Source organism: Stenotrophomonas veracruzanensis (genome assembly GCF_032911525.1).
Taxonomy (GTDB): domain Bacteria; phylum Pseudomonadota; class Gammaproteobacteria; order Xanthomonadales; family Xanthomonadaceae; genus Stenotrophomonas; species Stenotrophomonas africana.
Map to the genome: position 1 here is coordinate 1 of NZ_JAWJTI010000039.1, position 14615 is coordinate 14615.

Annotated in this window: 16 protein-coding genes and 1 tRNA gene; 14 read left to right on the plus strand and 3 right to left on the minus strand. The window is 65.4% G+C overall.

What is annotated here, in order from left to right; all coding sequences use genetic code 11:
- The first annotated feature begins 182 nt into the window (after window positions 1-182).
- From ruvB to queC, 10 genes are all read left to right on the plus strand, one after another.
- The gene (gene ruvB / locus R1H25_RS17525) at window positions 183-1223 is read left to right on the plus strand and encodes a Holliday junction branch migration DNA helicase RuvB (protein ID WP_019337543.1); all 1041 of its coding nucleotides are present in this window, start codon (window positions 183-185) and stop codon (window positions 1221-1223) included.
- Window positions 1213-1644, plus strand: coding sequence for a tol-pal system-associated acyl-CoA thioesterase (ybgC, locus tag R1H25_RS17530; RefSeq protein WP_049446502.1), 432 nt, complete (start codon window positions 1213-1215; stop codon window positions 1642-1644). The genes ruvB and ybgC overlap by 11 nt, the downstream gene beginning before the upstream one ends.
- A gap of 10 nt (window positions 1645-1654) precedes the next feature.
- Window positions 1655-2434, plus strand: a complete 780-nt coding sequence (tolQ, locus tag R1H25_RS17535; RefSeq protein WP_006438802.1) for a protein TolQ — start codon at window positions 1655-1657, stop codon at window positions 2432-2434.
- Between the two features lie 24 nt (window positions 2435-2458).
- Window positions 2459-2887: a protein TolR gene (tolR, locus tag R1H25_RS17540; RefSeq protein ID WP_005410751.1), complete on the plus strand. Its 429-nt coding sequence runs from the start codon at window positions 2459-2461 to the stop codon at window positions 2885-2887.
- Window positions 2877-3932, plus strand: coding sequence for a cell envelope integrity protein TolA (gene tolA / locus R1H25_RS17545; RefSeq protein WP_057501101.1), 1056 nt, complete (start codon window positions 2877-2879; stop codon window positions 3930-3932). The genes tolR and tolA overlap by 11 nt, the downstream gene beginning before the upstream one ends.
- A 283-nt stretch (window positions 3933-4215) precedes the next feature.
- On the plus strand, window positions 4216-5535 hold the full coding sequence (tolB, locus tag R1H25_RS17550) for a Tol-Pal system beta propeller repeat protein TolB (RefSeq protein ID WP_053443406.1): 1320 nt from the start codon (window positions 4216-4218) through the stop codon (window positions 5533-5535).
- 64 nt (window positions 5536-5599) lie between these two features.
- A complete protein-coding gene (gene pal / locus R1H25_RS17555; protein ID WP_005410748.1) occupies window positions 5600-6118 on the plus strand; it encodes a peptidoglycan-associated lipoprotein Pal in 519 nt (172 codons plus the stop codon).
- Window positions 6119-6121: 3 nt separating this feature from the next.
- Window positions 6122-6940 (plus strand): tol-pal system protein YbgF, encoded by an 819-nt coding sequence (gene ybgF, locus R1H25_RS17560; protein ID WP_054172360.1) that lies wholly within the window; start codon window positions 6122-6124, stop codon window positions 6938-6940.
- 139 nt (window positions 6941-7079) lie between these two features.
- Entirely contained in the window at window positions 7080-7781 is a 702-nt protein-coding gene (gene queE, locus R1H25_RS17565) for a 7-carboxy-7-deazaguanine synthase QueE (RefSeq protein ID WP_049446508.1), read from the plus strand.
- 78 nt (window positions 7782-7859) lie between these two features.
- The gene (gene queC / locus R1H25_RS17570) at window positions 7860-8525 is read left to right on the plus strand and encodes a 7-cyano-7-deazaguanine synthase QueC (RefSeq protein WP_049441292.1); all 666 of its coding nucleotides are present in this window, start codon (window positions 7860-7862) and stop codon (window positions 8523-8525) included.
- A gap of 52 nt (window positions 8526-8577) precedes the next feature.
- On the opposite strand, the gene R1H25_RS17575 is transcribed toward queC, so the two are convergent.
- Window positions 8578-9534: a DUF2268 domain-containing putative Zn-dependent protease gene (locus R1H25_RS17575; RefSeq protein WP_317224202.1), complete on the minus strand. Its 957-nt coding sequence runs from the start codon at window positions 9532-9534 to the stop codon at window positions 8578-8580.
- 179 nt (window positions 9535-9713) lie between these two features.
- Here R1H25_RS17575 and R1H25_RS17580 point away from each other — a divergent pair.
- Window positions 9714-9789: transfer RNA gene (locus R1H25_RS17580), tRNA-Lys, on the plus strand.
- Window positions 9790-9945: 156 nt separating this feature from the next.
- On the opposite strand, the gene R1H25_RS17585 is transcribed toward R1H25_RS17580, so the two are convergent.
- Window positions 9946-10302, minus strand: coding sequence for a helix-turn-helix domain-containing protein (locus tag R1H25_RS17585; protein WP_231109319.1), 357 nt, complete (start codon window positions 10300-10302; stop codon window positions 9946-9948).
- A gap of 142 nt (window positions 10303-10444) precedes the next feature.
- Here R1H25_RS17585 and R1H25_RS17590 point away from each other — a divergent pair, with 142 nt between their 5' ends.
- On the plus strand, window positions 10445-11389 hold the full coding sequence (locus tag R1H25_RS17590) for an aromatic alcohol reductase (RefSeq protein ID WP_317224203.1): 945 nt from the start codon (window positions 10445-10447) through the stop codon (window positions 11387-11389).
- Between the two features lie 392 nt (window positions 11390-11781).
- Here R1H25_RS17590 and R1H25_RS17595 read toward each other — a convergent pair whose 3' ends face one another.
- On the minus strand, window positions 11782-12099 hold the full coding sequence (locus R1H25_RS17595) for a hypothetical protein (protein WP_317224204.1): 318 nt from the start codon (window positions 12097-12099) through the stop codon (window positions 11782-11784).
- Between the two features lie 650 nt (window positions 12100-12749).
- Here R1H25_RS17595 and R1H25_RS17600 point away from each other — a divergent pair.
- Together R1H25_RS17600 and R1H25_RS17605 are read left to right on the plus strand one after the other, a co-directional pair.
- Complete coding sequence (locus tag R1H25_RS17600) at window positions 12750-13592, plus strand: alpha/beta hydrolase-fold protein (RefSeq protein WP_317224205.1); 843 nt, start codon at window positions 12750-12752, stop codon at window positions 13590-13592.
- Between the two features lie 83 nt (window positions 13593-13675).
- Complete coding sequence (locus R1H25_RS17605; protein WP_241880857.1) at window positions 13676-14614, plus strand: alpha/beta hydrolase; 939 nt, start codon at window positions 13676-13678, stop codon at window positions 14612-14614.
- Window position 14615: the final 1 nt, after the last annotated feature.

The following is a 14615-nucleotide window of genomic DNA, read 5'->3' on the forward strand; positions in this document are numbered from 1 at the left end:
GTCCGCGGCATGGATGCCGCGGCCAAGCCCCCAAGGACGGGTTCACGGCGTCCCCCGCGACCGGACCCACCCCGCCATCCCCAGTAGATTCGCAATTGACGTTGACGTTGACGTTGACGTTGCCTCTGCGGGTGCCGGGCGCAGCCCGGCCGAAACCCGCACTTTTGCCGCATAATCAGCACATGACCGACGACCGCATCATCGGCGCCGGCGCCACCCGCGAGGATGACGCCGCCGACGCCAGCATCCGCCCCAAGCGCCTTGCCGACTACCTCGGCCAGGTGCCGGTGCGCGAGCAGATGGAAATCTACATCCAGGCGGCCAAGGGGCGTGGCGACGCGCTCGACCACGTGCTGATCTTCGGGCCGCCCGGCCTGGGCAAGACCACCCTCAGCCATGTCATCGCCAACGAACTGGGCGTGGCCCTGCGGGTCACCTCCGGCCCGGTGATCGAGAAAGCCGGCGACCTCGCTGCGCTGCTTACCAACCTGCAGCCGCACGATGTGCTGTTCATCGACGAAATCCATCGCCTGTCGCCGGTGGTCGAGGAAGTGCTGTACCCGGCGATGGAAGATTTCCAGATCGACATCATGATCGGCGAGGGCCCCGCCGCCCGCTCGATCAAGATCGACCTGCCACCGTTCACCCTGATTGGCGCCACCACCCGTGCCGGCCTGCTGACCGCGCCGCTGCGCGACCGCTTCGGCATCGTCCAGCGCCTGGAGTTCTACAGCGTCGAGGAGCTGACCCGGATCGTGCGCCGCTCGGCGGCCATTCTGGCCATCGACTGCACCGCCGATGGGGCAGGGGAGATCGCGCGCCGCGCGCGTGGCACCCCGCGTATCGCCAACCGCCTGCTGCGCCGCGTGCGCGACTACGCGCAGGTCAAGGCCGGCGGCCACATCGACGAGGCCGTGGCACAGGCTGCCATGCAGATGCTGAAGGTCGACCCGGAGGGCTTCGACGAGCTTGACCGCCGCCTGCTCAAGACCATGGTCGACTACTTCGATGGCGGCCCGGTCGGCATCGAATCGCTGGCCGCAGCACTGTCCGAAGAGCGCGGCACGCTGGAAGACGTGGTCGAGCCGTACCTGATCCAGCAGGGCTTCCTGGTGCGTACCGCGCGCGGCCGCATGGCGACTCACAAGGCCTACCGGCACATGGGCCTGAAGCCGAAGAATCCGCCGCAGGACCTGTTCGCGGAGGTTCCCGATGTCGGTTGAGCCACTATTCAGTTGGCCGACACGCATTTACTGGGAAGATACCGACGCAGGTGGCGTGGTCTACCACGCCCGCTACGTTGCCTTCATGGAACGGGCCCGGACCGAATGGATGCGTGCGCTGGGCTACGGCCAGGAGCGCATGCGCGCCGAGCATGGGATGGTCTTCGCGGTGCGCTCGATGCAGATGGATTTCATCAAGCCGGCACGGCTGGATGACACCCTGCAGGTGAGCGCACGCCTGGTCCAGCTGAAGAAGGCCAGCATGGTCTTCGACCAGCAGATCCTGCGCGACGGCGAGCTGCTGCTGTCGGCGCAGGTCCGCATCGCCGCACTGGAAGCGGCCAGTTTCCGCCCGCGCGGCATGGACGAGGCCGTCCTTGCCGTGCTGCAACCCCACCTCCACCCCGAATCCGAACATTGAGGAACAACGGATGATCGCAACGCTCCTGGCCCTGCAGGCCACGGTCACCGAGGCACTGCCGGCCGACGTCAGCAACGCCGCGACCCAGACCCTTGCCCAGGCCACCACCGGCGGCGGCATCAACTACCTCGAACTGATGGCCAAGGCCAGCCTGCCGGTGAAGATCATCGTGCTGCTGCTGCTGGTCGGCTCGTTCGTCAGCTGGGTGATCATTTTCCGCAAGGCCCGCGTGTTCAAGCAGGCCACCCGCGAAGCCGACGAGTTCGAGAACCGCTTCTGGTCCGGCGCCGATCTGGGCAAGCTGTACAGCTCGGCCACCGACCGCAGCCGCAATGTCGGCGGCCTGGAAGCGATCTTCGAAGCCGGTTTCCGCGAATACACCCGCCTGCGTGACAAGCGCCGTCTGGATGGCCGTGCGCAGCTGGAAGGCGCGCAGCGTGCCATGCGCACTACCTATACCCGCGAAGTGGACCAGCTTGAGCGCAACCTGGAACTGCTGGCCAACATCGGCTCGACCGCCCCGTACGTGGGCCTGGTCGGTACCGTGTTCGGCATCATGGTGACCATGCACGACATGATCAGCAGCGGTGCGCAGGCCGGCATCGCCGCCGTCGCCCCGGGCATCTCCGAAGCCCTGTTCGCCACCGCCATCGGCCTGTTCGTAGCGATCCCGGCGGTGTGGGCCTACAACCGCTTCACCACGCGCGTGGAGCGTATGTCGGTGCGGTTCGAGACCTTCGCCGAAGAGTTCAGCTCCATCCTGCAGCGCCAGAGCGCTGGCGACGAGTAAGCGCCTGACCCGGGAGTCCAAGCCATGTCCGCTGCCATCGGTCGCCGCAAGCGCCGCAAGCTGAAATCGGAAATCAACGTCGTTCCCTACATCGACGTCATGCTGGTGCTGCTGATCATCTTCATGGTCACCGCACCGCTGCTCACGCTGAGCTTCGACGTCGACCTGCCGCAGTCCAACGCCAAGGCGCTGGAGAGCAAGCAGGACCCGGTGATCGTCTCGGTGCGCCAGGACGGCCAGCTCAGCCTGAAGCTGCCCGACGCCAAGGAGCCGACCGCCGTGTCTGCCGAGGAACTGGAAGGCCGCCTGGCCGGCATCGCCGCCCAGGACAAGGGCGTGCGCGTGATCGTCGCCGCCGACCGCGCCGTGGCCTATGAAAAGGTCATCGCCGCGATGGACGTGATCAAGCGCGCCAAGGTAGACAAGGTAGGCCTGGCCACCGATGCACGCTGACGCCCTGCCACCCCCGCATCAGCGCGAACCCGGCTGGGGCCTGCCCCTGGCGCTGGCGTTGCTGGTGCACCTGCTGGTCGCGCTGGTCTTCATCGTGGCCTGGCTGTGGTCGCCCCAGCGCAACACCGATGCCGCCGCCGGCGACCCCTCGGTCGAGGCCAGCCTCGCGCTGTCCGCGTCCGAGGCCTCCGCCGCGCGCCAGGCCCTGCGCCAGTCGGAAAAGCTGGAGGACCTGCCGCCGCCGGTCGCCGAGCCGATCCCGGTGCCGGAAGACACCATTCCGCCGCCGCAGCCGATTCCCGAGCCGCGCCCGCAGGATGCCCCCACGCCCCAGCAGCAACAGGCGCAGGAGCGTGTCGCACAGCCGGATACCAAGGACCAGGAAGCGGTGAGTGCGCTGGCCATCTCCCAGGAGAAGGCCAAGCAGGAACAGGAGGCCAAACGCCGCCAGGAGCAGATCGACCTCACCGAACGCAAACGCCAGGAAGAAGCGGAGCAGAAGCTGCGCCTGGCCAAGCAGCAGGAAGCGGACGAGAAGAAGAAGCAGGCCGAGCAGGAGCGCGTGGCCGCTGACAAGGCCGAGGCCGAGAAGCAGAAGAAGATCGCCGAGATCCGTGCCCGCCGCGAGCAGGCCGAGAAGGAAGCCAAGCTGGCCGAGCAGAAGCTGCGCCAGGTGGCCGCCGCGCGCAATGCTGCCGGCAGTGCCGCCGCCGGCGCCAGCGGTGCCTCCCAGCCCGCCGCCGGTGGTGGTGGCAACAGCGACGATCTTTCGGCCAAATATGCTGCAGCGATCCAGGCCAAGGTGCTGTCGCAGTGGGTGCGCCCGGATACGGTGCCGCTGGGCCAGCGCTGCCAGATCACCATCACCCAGATTCCGGGTGGCACGGTGATGCAGGCCAAGGTCAGCCCGAACTGCCCGTACGACGAGGCCGGCAAGCGTTCGATCGAGGCCGCCGTGCTCAATGCGCAGCCACTGCCCTACCGCGGCTTCGAGTCGGTGTTCGCGCGCACGCTCAACTTCACCTTTACCGCCCAGGATCGCTGAGGCGGGCAGGGCAGGGTGGCTCCCGGCTACCCGCGCCCACGGATGTCGCACTTGCCTCTGGCAGGCCCGGTCTCGACCGGGCAGGCTGTGGGCTGCTGTCGAACACCGTCCTGTGGGGCGGTGTGACCTGGGCAGACGGTGCGATGTTAGCCACGACGTTAACGGTGCGTGAGAGGACGGGCTGGAACTGACCCGGAATTCACGTACCCTTGGTTCATGATTGCGAAGCGGTTCACTTCCGCTTTGCTATCCCTCGTTCCGGTTTCCCCCTATTGAGCGCTCCATGAAAAAGATGCCTCGCTGGCTTGCCGTGTTTGCGGCCCTGTTGCTGCCCTTTGCTGCCGTCGCGCAGCAGAAGGGGCTGGATATCGACATCATCGGCGGCAATGCTTCCGCTCTGCCGATCACCATCGTGCCGATGCCCTACCAGGGTTCGGCGGCTGCACCGCAGACCGACGTCGCCGGCGTGGTCCGCGCCGACCTCGAGCGCTCGGGCCAGTTCCGCACGCTGCCGGAAGCGCAGATCGTCGAAAAGCCCGTGCGTGGCGGCGACATCCAGTTCGCCACCTGGCGCGCGCTGAAGCAGAACTACATCGTGGTCGGCCGCGTGCTCGACGCGGGTGCCGGCGCCTACCGCGTCGAATACGAACTGTTCGACGTGCCCAAGGGCGAGCGCCTGCTGGGCCTGGCGATGACCGCCCGTGGCAATGCCATGCGCGATGTTGCCCACCAGATGGCCGACGCCATCTACGAGAAGATCACCGGCATCCGTGGCGCCTTCTGGACCCGCATCGCCTACGTGACCGCCAGCGGCAAGGGCGACGCCATGCGCTATGCGCTGATGGTGGCCGACTCCGACGGCTACAACCCGCAGACCATCGTGCGTTCGGCCGAGCCGCTGCTGTCGCCGTCGTGGAGCCCGGATGGCAGCAAGCTGGCCTACGTCAGCTTCGAGCGTGGCAATTCGGCCATCTACATCCAGAACATCGGCACCGGTGCGCGTGAGCTGGTCACCAGCTTCCGCGGCATCAACAGCGCCCCGGCGTTCTCCCCGGACGGCCGCAAGCTGGCCCTGACCCTGTCGCGTTCGGGCAATCCGGAAATCTACGTGATGGACCTGGGCAGCAAGCAGCTGACCCAGCTGACCAACCACTTCGCCATCGATACCGAGCCGACCTGGGCACCGGACGGCAGCGCGGTGTACTTCACCTCCGACCGTGGTGGCCGTCCGCAGGTCTACAAGGTCGGCGCGGGCGGTGGCAGCGCCGAGCGCGTGACCTTCCAGGGCAACTACAATGCCAAGCCCTCGGTCTCCTACGACGGCAAGAAGATCGCCGTCGCCCAGGGCTCGGGCAACAGCTACAAGATCGCGATGATGGACAGCTCGCTGGGTTCGCCGCGCTGGAGCACGCTGTCCCCGGGTTCGCTGGATGAATCGCCGAGCTTTGCGCCCAACGCAAGCATGGTGTTGTATGCCGCCCGCGAAGGTGGCCGTGGTGTTTTGTATGCCGTCTCGGCCGATGCGCGGGTCCGCCAGCGCCTGGTCCTGGCCGATGGTGATGTGCGCGAACCGGCATGGTCCCCATACCGTACCCAGCGCTAAAAGAGTGTTAATATTTTCGTTGTCTTGAACCCCTCATCGGCCTAGGAGCCACAAAGGTATCGCCATGAACAAGTCCACCCGCGTTCTGCTTGTTTCCCTGCTGTCTGTGGCCGTCCTGGCCGGTTGCTCGAAGAAGGTGAAGGAAGAGCCGGCAGCCCCGGTTGACACCGGCACCTCGACCACCACCCCGACCGGTCCGTCGACCTCGGGCCTGTACGGCCCGGGCGACCTGGACACCGACGCTTGCCTGCGCCAGCGCGTTGTCTACTTCGACCTGGACAAGGAAGACGTGAAGCCGGAATTCCAGGCCATCATGGCTTGCCACGCCAAGTACCTGCGTGACCGTCCGTCCTCGCGCATCACCCTGCAGGGCCACACCGACGAGCGCGGTTCGCGCGCGTACAACCAGGCCCTGGGTGAGCGTCGTGGCAACGGCGTCAACTCGGCCCTGCAGGCCAACGGTGGCTCGGCTTCGCAGCTGACCGTCGTTTCCTACGGTGAAGAGCGTCCGGTCTGCACCGAGTCGAACGAGTCCTGCTGGTCGCAGAACCGTCGCGTCGAAATCGTCTACACCGCGCAGTAATCCATGCGCATTGGCATCAAATTGATGCTGGTCGTTGCGGCAGCCCTCGTGGCTGCCGCGCCGGCGCATGCACAGCGACAGAGCTTGGCTGACCGTGTCGGCGCGCTCGAGCAGCAGATGTACAACAACAGTGCCAACCAGGACCTGTTGAACCAGATCAACCAGCTGCGGCAGCAGGTCACCAGCCTGCAGGCCTCGATCGAGCAGTTGCAGCACGACAATGCCCAGCTCAAGCAGTCCGCCCAGGATCAGTACCTGGATCTGGACAGCCGCCTGAACCGGTTGGAAGGGGGCAATGCCGCCCCGGCCCTGCCGCCCGTTCCGGCGAGCGCGCCGAAGGCCGCTCCGGCCCCGGCAAAACCCGCAGCGGCGGCCACTTCCGAGCGGCCGCCTTCCGTCCATGGTGATGCCGGCAGTCTTGCCGCCACCGGCGATGAGCGGACCTCCTACAATGTCGCCTTCGATTCGCTGAAGGCCGGCAAGTACGATGATTCAGCGCAGCTGTTCCTGAGCTTCCTGCAGCTGTACCCGAACGGCGTCTACGCGCCGAACGCACTGTACTGGCTGGGCGAGAGCTACTACGCCACCCGCAATTTCCCGATGGCCGAGACCCAGTTCCGCGAACTGCTGTCGCGCTATCCAACCCACGACAAGGCCGCTGGCGGCCTGCTCAAGGTCGGCCTCTCGCAGTATGGCGAGGGCAAGGTCGACCAGGCCCAGCAGACGCTGGAGACCGTCGTGGCGCAGTACCCGGGCTCGGACGCCGCGCGCACCGCGCAGGACCGTCTGCAGTCCATCCGCCTCGGCAAGCAGATCCGCTGATCCGCTGACCGGGCGTACAATGCGTACCGTGGCGCTGGGCTGATTTCCGGCAGCCTCCTGTAGAGCCGAGCCCATGCTCGGCTGCTTTCGTTTCCGGCGCCGATAAATCGGTCGCCCGTCCCATGAAGAATTGTTTGCCATGACCGCCGTTACTCCGTCCAACGCCGTCGCCACCCCCAGCGACATCGTGCAGTCGCCACTGCCGCGCCTGAAGATCACCGAGATCTTCACCTCGCTGCAGGGCGAAGCCGATACCGCCGGCTGGCCGACCGTGTTCGTACGCCTGACCGGCTGCCCGCTGCGCTGCCAGTACTGCGATACCGCCTATGCCTTCCATGGCGGCACCTGGTGGGACATCGACGACATCGTGGCCGAGGTGCTGGCCCAAGGCGTGCGCCACGTCTGCGTGACGGGCGGCGAGCCGCTGGCGCAGAAGCGCTGCCTGGTGTTGCTGCAGAAGCTGTGCGATGCCGGCATGGATGTCTCGCTGGAAACCTCCGGTGCGCTGGACGTCAGCGCGGTAGACCCACGCGTATCGCGGGTGGTCGACATCAAGACCCCGGGTTCGGCCGAAGCGGCGCGCAACCGCTGGGAAAACCTGCCGCTGCTGACCGCACGCGACCAGATCAAGTTCGTCATCTGCAGCCGCGAGGACTACGACTGGGCCAAGGCCCTTCTGGTCGAGCACGATCTGGTCAAGCGCTGCACCGTGTTCTTCTCGCCCAGCAAGGGCGAGATCACCGCGCGGCAGCTGGCCGACTGGATCGTCGAAGACCGGCTGCCGGTGCGCTTCCAGATGCAGTTGCATAAAATCCTGTGGAACGACGAGCCGGGCCGATGAGCCCAGGCAACGTTCCCTGATGTAGCTCCGGCGCGGGACAGCGTGCTGGCTTTCCCCTCCCAACCGGATGTTTTTCCCATGAAGAAGGCAGTCGTGCTTCTCTCCGGCGGCATGGATTCAGCCGCCGTCATCGCCATGGCCCAGGAACAGGGCTTCGCCGTGCATGCGCTGAGCGTGCGGTATGGCCAGCGCCATACCTCCGAACTGGATGCCGCCGCCCGCGTGGCCAAGGCCCAGGGCGTGGTCGCGCACAAGACCGTGGACGTGGACCTGCGCAGCATCGGCGGCTCGGCACTGACCGACGACATCGACGTGCCCGAGGCCGGCGGTGCCGGCATCCCGGTCACCTACGTGCCTGCGCGCAACACCATCATGCTGTCGCTGGCGTTGGGCTGGGCCGAAGTGCTCGGTGCCAACGACATCTTCTGCGGCGTCAACGCCGTGGATTATTCCGGCTATCCGGACTGCCGCCCCGAGTTCGTGGCCGCGTTCCAGGCGCTGGCCAACCTGGCCACCAAGTCCGGCGTGGAGGGGGCGGGCATCAAGGTGCATGCGCCGCTGCAGTTCCTCAGCAAGGGCCAGATCGTCAGCGAAGGCGTGCGCCTGGGCGTGGACTTTGGCTTGACCGTGTCCTGTTACAACGCTGACACCAACGGCGCCGCCTGCGGCCACTGCGACGCCTGCCGCCTGCGCGCGCAGGGCTTCGCCGAAGCCGGCGTGCCGGACCCGACGCTGTACGCCTGACCGCGCAGTCACTGCCTCGGTGGGTGCGAACCGCTGGTTCGCACTCCTTGGTCTACCGGGCCTGCAACCACCCCGACGCTTCAATAAACGCCCGCACCGCACTCGGATCGGCATAGTCCAGCTCGATCATCCGCGCGATGCCGGCTCTCTCGTCGGCCTGCTGGCGCATGTAGTCCTGGGCGATACGGTAGCCGGCGTAGTAGCCCAGATCACTCACCCCGAACGCATTGCGGGCGCTGTTGTACAGCCAGTTGTCCAGGTTGTTCCCGTCCATCTCGGCAATGAAGCGCGTGCGGATTTCCGCTTCGTGCGCCGGCCCGTAGCTGTACAGAGGCAACGCCGGCCGACGCCCGCTCAGACGTTCGGCCACATACTCCGCCACCCCTTCGCGCACCGCGTACTGCGCCAGGCTGCCGGTGGTCTCGCGCTGCTGGGTATGCACGTACTCATGCAGGTTGTTCTGCGCGTTGTTTGCGCCCGGCCGGCTGTCGTAGAAGATCCGCAGGCGATCGCGCATGTTCGCCGGCAATTCGCTCACGTCCACGCGCTCATCGCCCAGCGCCATCTCGGCTCCGATCAGCACCTTGTCACCCAGCGTGGTGCCGCCGGTGCGCAGCACGCCCACGGCATAGGTGATGGTGGCCGGGCGCAGGGCGGGGTAGAGCGTGCGGAAGGCGGCCAGGTCCCGTTCCAGTGTGGCGCTGGCCTCCTGCGCATCGGCGGTGAGCGGTCGCACCGAAGCCCAGAAGCGCGGCCAGGCCCGCATGGCTGCGGCGTATTCGCGGGCAGTGTAGTTGCGCACCTGCATCAGTGCATGCAGGCCGGGGCTGCCCGGATCGATGTAGCGCTCCTGCACGAGTGCGACCTGGCGCTCGACGTCGGACTCGGCGCGCACAGCGTCATAGGTGGCCCAGAAGCGGCCGATGTCGTCGGTGACTACGTGGGACGGGGCGGACAGTGCCGTGCAGGGCAGCAGAAGGGCGGCAATGAGGCAGAAGGGCAGGCGCATCCACAGCTCCGGGGGAAGGATCGCAGATGAGATGCAGCCTTGGTCCGAAAGGTTTAGGTCGGCCGCCCAGATCGGGTAGTGCCGGCCGCTGGCCGGCAACCTCGACGCACCAGGGTTTCACCCGGCCCGGCAAAGTAGGGTAGAATGCCCACCCCGCCGAAAGGCTGGGGCAGTGCAATGGGCCGTTAGCTCAGTCGGTAGAGCAGAAGACTTTTAATCTTTTGGTCGAAGGTTCGAATCCTTCACGGCCCACCAATTGCATCAACGACTTAGGCGCCCTTGCGGCGCCTTTTTCATATTTCCGGAAAAATTAAGTGGTTCCACGCTCAAGTGCGTTCCTCCTTCCGGGCGGTTGAACCACCGGCAGTTCATCGTCACCTTCGGCGATCCCGTGGAACGGACAGTGCATCTTCATTTCCCGTCTGAAGAATCAAAATTCTGCCGACATTGGCGGAATTCCTCCGCATGAGCCACTACCCATGTCCACATGGGAATCATCAGTACAAGAAGGTCCTTGCCCAGCGCTGTGATGCTGTACTCCACATGTGGCGGTACTTCGTGGAAATCCTCCCGGCTGATCAACCCGTCACGCTCCAATTGCCGGAGGGTGCGCGTAAGCATGCGCTGGGTGATCCCCTTCATCCGTCGTGCGACCTCGGCATGACGCAGCGTTCCATACACGCCAAGCGCATGGATGATGCCCAGGGACCAGCGGCTACCAGCGTGCGCTAAAACCTCCCGGCGCAGTCCATCTTCGTCCTCGCTCATCCCGTCGCATATGGCTTGAGAGTGCCTTAGCAGTTCTTCCGGACTCATGAACGGTGCGGTCGGTATCATCGATGTGCCTTCTTACGTGTGGGCCAGTAGGCGAGCAGAATCGCCGCCATCGTACACACACAGGGCGATTTCCATGTCATCTCATATCAGCACTACCCCCTCTCGGTCGATCCTGGTGCTCGGCGCAGGCGAGCTTGGAATGCCTGTCATCCGGAACCTTGCACGTTTGGCCGTAAGTCATCCAGGCACACAGATCAGTGTGATGCTACGGGCGACGTCGATCGACTCAGGACGGCCGGAGAAGCAGCGGGTGGTTGATGAAATCCGCTCCTTGGGGGTGAATATCGTTGCTGGCGATCTGGTAACTGAATCAGTAGAAGCGTTGGCGGCCACCTTCGCGCAGTTCGACACAGTGATTGGATGCACCGGCTATGCCGCAGGCCGCGATACGCCAATGAAGGTCGCGCGTGCGGCGGTGAAGTCTGGTATTCCCCGCTACTTCCCTTGGCAGTTCGGTGTCGATTTCGATGCCATTGGGCGCGGTGGCCCCCAGGATCTGTTCGACGCCCAGCTGGACGTGCGCGAGTATCTGCGTTCGCAGACTGCGATGGATTGGGTGATCATCTCTACTGGAATGTTCACCAGTTACCTCTTCGAGCCCGACTTCGGCGTGGTCGACCTGATTGGGCATAAAGTGAACGCCCTGGGCTCGGCGAGCAACGCTGTCACCTTGACCACGCCGGATGATATCGGCGCAATGACAGCGCGCATCGTGTTCCACACACCTGCGATCCGCAACGAGATCGTGTATCTGGCAGGTGACACCATCCGCTACGGCGACCTTCCGGATATTCTGCAGAAGGCGTTCGGCGAACCTTTCGAGCTGACGATCTGGGGTGTACCCCAGCTCATGCAGGAACTGGCTAACGACCCGGGCAACATGATAAAGAAGTATCGCGCGGCCTTTGCCCAAGGGAGGGGCGTTGCGTGGGATGTGGAGCGAACCTTCAATGCGAAGATCGGGGCCGAGCTGCAGGGCGTGCAGGCGTGGCTGGATTCCAACGTGCAGCGCTCCTGATTTGCCGCTGGATTGTGAGGAGGCGCCTGGGCGCCTTTCTCATTGCCGTTCCCGACCGCACGCTCACGATGGTTGTACGTCGCGGCACACCAGTTCGCCAACGGCTCGGCAACCCACGTCAAACGGTGGAGTCTAGGTCGTGGATCCCGTGCATATCGCTTGAGACGCCGGAAAAATTGTCGAGTGAGCTTAGGACCTGCAATGGTTCCACGCTCGATGGGCGGAAAAATAGAGCGGCGCAACCGGTTGTTTTCAAAGGAAGCGCCAGCTTTCTTTTAATCTTTTGGTCGAAGGTTCGAATCCTTCACGGCCCACCATTGCATCCCATGACCCAGGTCATTCAGAAAGGCACCGCAATGCGGTGCCTTTTTTGTGGCGCTCGTCCAGGGCAACTACTTCGTCCGCGCAGTCTTCGCTTTAGCGGCCGCCGCGTCAGCAGCCTCCTGTGCGGCCGTTGCTGCCGCATTCGCGGAACGTGCCGCCTCCGCTCTTGCCGCCTCGAAATTGGTGAGCCGCTGCAGACTGGTCCTGCGTTCCAGCTCCATTGCTGCCGCGAAGCTCTCCGGATGCTTTGCAGCACACGCCTCCTGCACCAGTTGCACGGCACGATCAGACAGCCCGGGCTGGATGTTGCCGAGCAGGCAATCGGCATACGGTACGGGCGCGGCCGGACTGGCGGCCAGCGCGCCGATGAGCACGGCACTCAACATGCAAACCTCCTTGTAGGTTTCGAAGGGGCTGGCAACCAGCCCGTCCCAAGTATGGACCGGTTCTGGATGCAACGGCGACTACGCCGGCCGGATATCCCGGCACACCAGTTCCGCCAGCCCGCGGCAGGCGGGAACAACCGATCGATTAGCCCCTCATCCGGATGGCGGTCGGGCGTGGCCATCGACCGGTAGCGTTCGGCGGCGTCCAGCATTTCCACCACGGTCAGCATGCGAATGGCGGCACGCTCCGCGTGTGCCAGCGCGAGTTCCCGCGCGGGCGGCAGATCGGTTTCCGGCCAGGGCAGGCCGTCGGCGCCGTCGCCATCGCGGATGCGCTTGAGGCATCCCCAGAATGCGCATCCACGCATGGCGTGGATCTACTTTCGCCTGAGAACAATCGCTGCGATGACGGCTGCGATGCCGACCGGGATCAGGACGACCGCCAGGAGAATGATCCAGTGCCAAATGCTGAAGCCCCCCATATCCCAACTCCTTGTAGGAAACGATGAATGTTAGCAAACGCGATTGCAGTCATTTCCCGATACAGTTCAAGCATCGCGCAGCGCTGTAGCGTACGTGCAGGCATGCCGAATCGGCCGACGCCTTGGCCTTGGCGTTATGCTCGGCACTTTCCCAGGATGGGCCGCCCCATGCGCTTGATCGTGCTGTCGCTGTTGTTGTCCGCTGTCTCCGCCGCGCCGCTGATGGCCGCCGAAACCGCGTCGCCTGCTGCCGCCTCGCCACTGGTCATCGGCGAGACCTTCACCATCGAGTCAAAGGCGCTGGGCGAAACCCGCCGCATCAATGTCTACCGCCCGCAGCCCTGGGGCCTGGACCCGAAGGCGCCGTTGCCGGTGCTGTACATGCCCGACGGTGGCATCGGCGAGGACTTGCTGCATGTGGCCGGGCTGGTGCAGGTGCTGAGCGGCAACGGCAGCATGCGTCCGTTCCTGCTGGTCGGCATCGAGAACACCGAGCGCCGTCGCGACATGACTGGGCCCAGCAACGACCCGCAGGACCAGAAGATCGCACCGCGTATTGGTGGATCGGCGGCCTACCGCCGCTTCCTGCGCGAAGAGCTGATGCCGCAGGTGCGCCAGCGCTACCCGACCACCGACGAGCGCGCGCTGATCGGTGAATCGCTGGCCGGCCTGTTCGTGGTCGAAACGCTGCTGCAGGAGCCGACGCTGTTCAACAGCTACATCGCACTGGATCCCAGCCTGTGGTGGAACCGAGGCACGATGCTGGCCGGCGCAGCCAAGCAGCTGCCGGCGGTGACGCGCGCGCAGCCGCGCGTGTTCCTGGCCAGCAGTGGTCAGCCGGAGCTGGCTGCCTCCGCCGCGCAGCTGGCCACGCTGCTGCAGCGGGCCTCGCCGTCACCGCTGGTGAAGTACCTGCCGCTGCCGGAGGAAACCCACGCCACCATCTATCATCCGGCCGCGTTGCAGGCGCTGCGCACGCTGTTCCCGGCACCGCCGCCGGCCTCGCCCTGACCTGGCGTGGCGCCACGCCGCACGGCGTGTGAGGATGCGGTAGCGGCGCCACCGGGCGCGCCGCCCGCAACAGGAGGGCGCTGATGCAGCGTGTGCGTGGATGGAGTGTGGTGGCCTGCCTGACCCTGGCGGGATGCGCGATGTCGGTGGCGCCACCGGCAATGCAGAGTGACGCGAAGGAAAGCGCGGCAACGGCCGTGCCGGGCGTGGTGCTGCCGGATACGGAAGCGCTGCGCGTACATGACCCCGTTGGGCGTGATTACCCGATATGGGTGGCACTGCCGGCCGACTATGCCGCGCACCCTGAAAAGCACTATCCGGTGCTGTACGTGACCGATGCGCTGTACAGCTTCCCGCTGGTGCGCAGCGTGCGCAATCTGGTGGGGCAGCAGGGCATCAACATCGAGAACTTCATCCTGGTCGGTTTGCCGCCGCAGGAGGGTCTGACTTCGAAGCAGAGCCGCTCGCGCGATTACACGCCCAGCGACCCGGCGCGTACCGCCGGGGGGTACTACAGTGATGACGTCACCTACGGTGGTGCCGCGCACTATCGCGATTTCCTGGCGGCGCACGTGCTGCCGATGGTCGATGCGCGCTACCGCACAGACCCGGCACGGCGCGTATTCGCCGGCCACTCCTATGGCGCTCTGTTCGGCGCCTATGTGCTAACCACCCAGCCGGACATGTTCAGCACCTACATCCTGTCCAGTCCTTCGCTGTGGTTCGATCAGCTGCGGCTGCCGCGCATGCAGGATGCCGCCGCCATCCCGGCGCAGCCGACGCGCGTGCTGCTGTCGGTAGGCAGCTACGAGACGGACAAGCCAGGGGCGCGTTACTCAACCGGGAACGACATGCTGCGGCAGACTGCCGACTTTGCCGCCCAGCTTGGGCGGAATGGCCGCAAGTTGCAGGTGGAGAATGTGGTGATCGACGGTGAGGACCATCTCACGGTGTACCCGCGGGTAATCACCCGCGCATTGCTGGAGGTGATACCAGGCGAAGGGCCGTATACCGGCGGTTGAT

What these genes read in the sequence shown, in the direction of transcription:
- ruvB (WP_019337543.1), top strand. Translation starts at nt 183, where the DNA reads ATGACCGACGACCGCATCATCGGCGCCGGCGCCACCCGCGAGGATGAC.
- ybgC (WP_049446502.1), top strand. Translation starts at nt 1,213, where the DNA reads ATGTCGGTTGAGCCACTATTCAGTTGGCCGACACGCATTTACTGGGAA.
- tolQ (WP_006438802.1), top strand. Translation starts at nt 1,655, where the DNA reads ATGATCGCAACGCTCCTGGCCCTGCAGGCCACGGTCACCGAGGCACTG.
- tolR (WP_005410751.1), top strand. Translation starts at nt 2,459, where the DNA reads ATGTCCGCTGCCATCGGTCGCCGCAAGCGCCGCAAGCTGAAATCGGAA.
- tolA (WP_057501101.1), top strand. Translation starts at nt 2,877, where the DNA reads ATGCACGCTGACGCCCTGCCACCCCCGCATCAGCGCGAACCCGGCTGG.
- tolB (WP_053443406.1), top strand. Translation starts at nt 4,216, where the DNA reads ATGAAAAAGATGCCTCGCTGGCTTGCCGTGTTTGCGGCCCTGTTGCTG.
- pal (WP_005410748.1), top strand. Translation starts at nt 5,600, where the DNA reads ATGAACAAGTCCACCCGCGTTCTGCTTGTTTCCCTGCTGTCTGTGGCC.
- ybgF (WP_054172360.1), top strand. Translation starts at nt 6,122, where the DNA reads ATGCGCATTGGCATCAAATTGATGCTGGTCGTTGCGGCAGCCCTCGTG.
- queE (WP_049446508.1), top strand. Translation starts at nt 7,080, where the DNA reads ATGACCGCCGTTACTCCGTCCAACGCCGTCGCCACCCCCAGCGACATC.
- queC (WP_049441292.1), top strand. Translation starts at nt 7,860, where the DNA reads ATGAAGAAGGCAGTCGTGCTTCTCTCCGGCGGCATGGATTCAGCCGCC.
- R1H25_RS17575 (WP_317224202.1), bottom strand. Translation starts at nt 9,534, where the DNA reads ATGCGCCTGCCCTTCTGCCTCATTGCCGCCCTTCTGCTGCCCTGCACG.
- R1H25_RS17585 (WP_231109319.1), bottom strand. Translation starts at nt 10,302, where the DNA reads ATGAGCGAGGACGAAGATGGACTGCGCCGGGAGGTTTTAGCGCACGCT.
- R1H25_RS17590 (WP_317224203.1), top strand. Translation starts at nt 10,445, where the DNA reads ATGTCATCTCATATCAGCACTACCCCCTCTCGGTCGATCCTGGTGCTC.
- R1H25_RS17595 (WP_317224204.1), bottom strand. Translation starts at nt 12,099, where the DNA reads ATGTTGAGTGCCGTGCTCATCGGCGCGCTGGCCGCCAGTCCGGCCGCG.
- R1H25_RS17600 (WP_317224205.1), top strand. Translation starts at nt 12,750, where the DNA reads ATGCGCTTGATCGTGCTGTCGCTGTTGTTGTCCGCTGTCTCCGCCGCG.
- R1H25_RS17605 (WP_241880857.1), top strand. Translation starts at nt 13,676, where the DNA reads ATGCAGCGTGTGCGTGGATGGAGTGTGGTGGCCTGCCTGACCCTGGCG.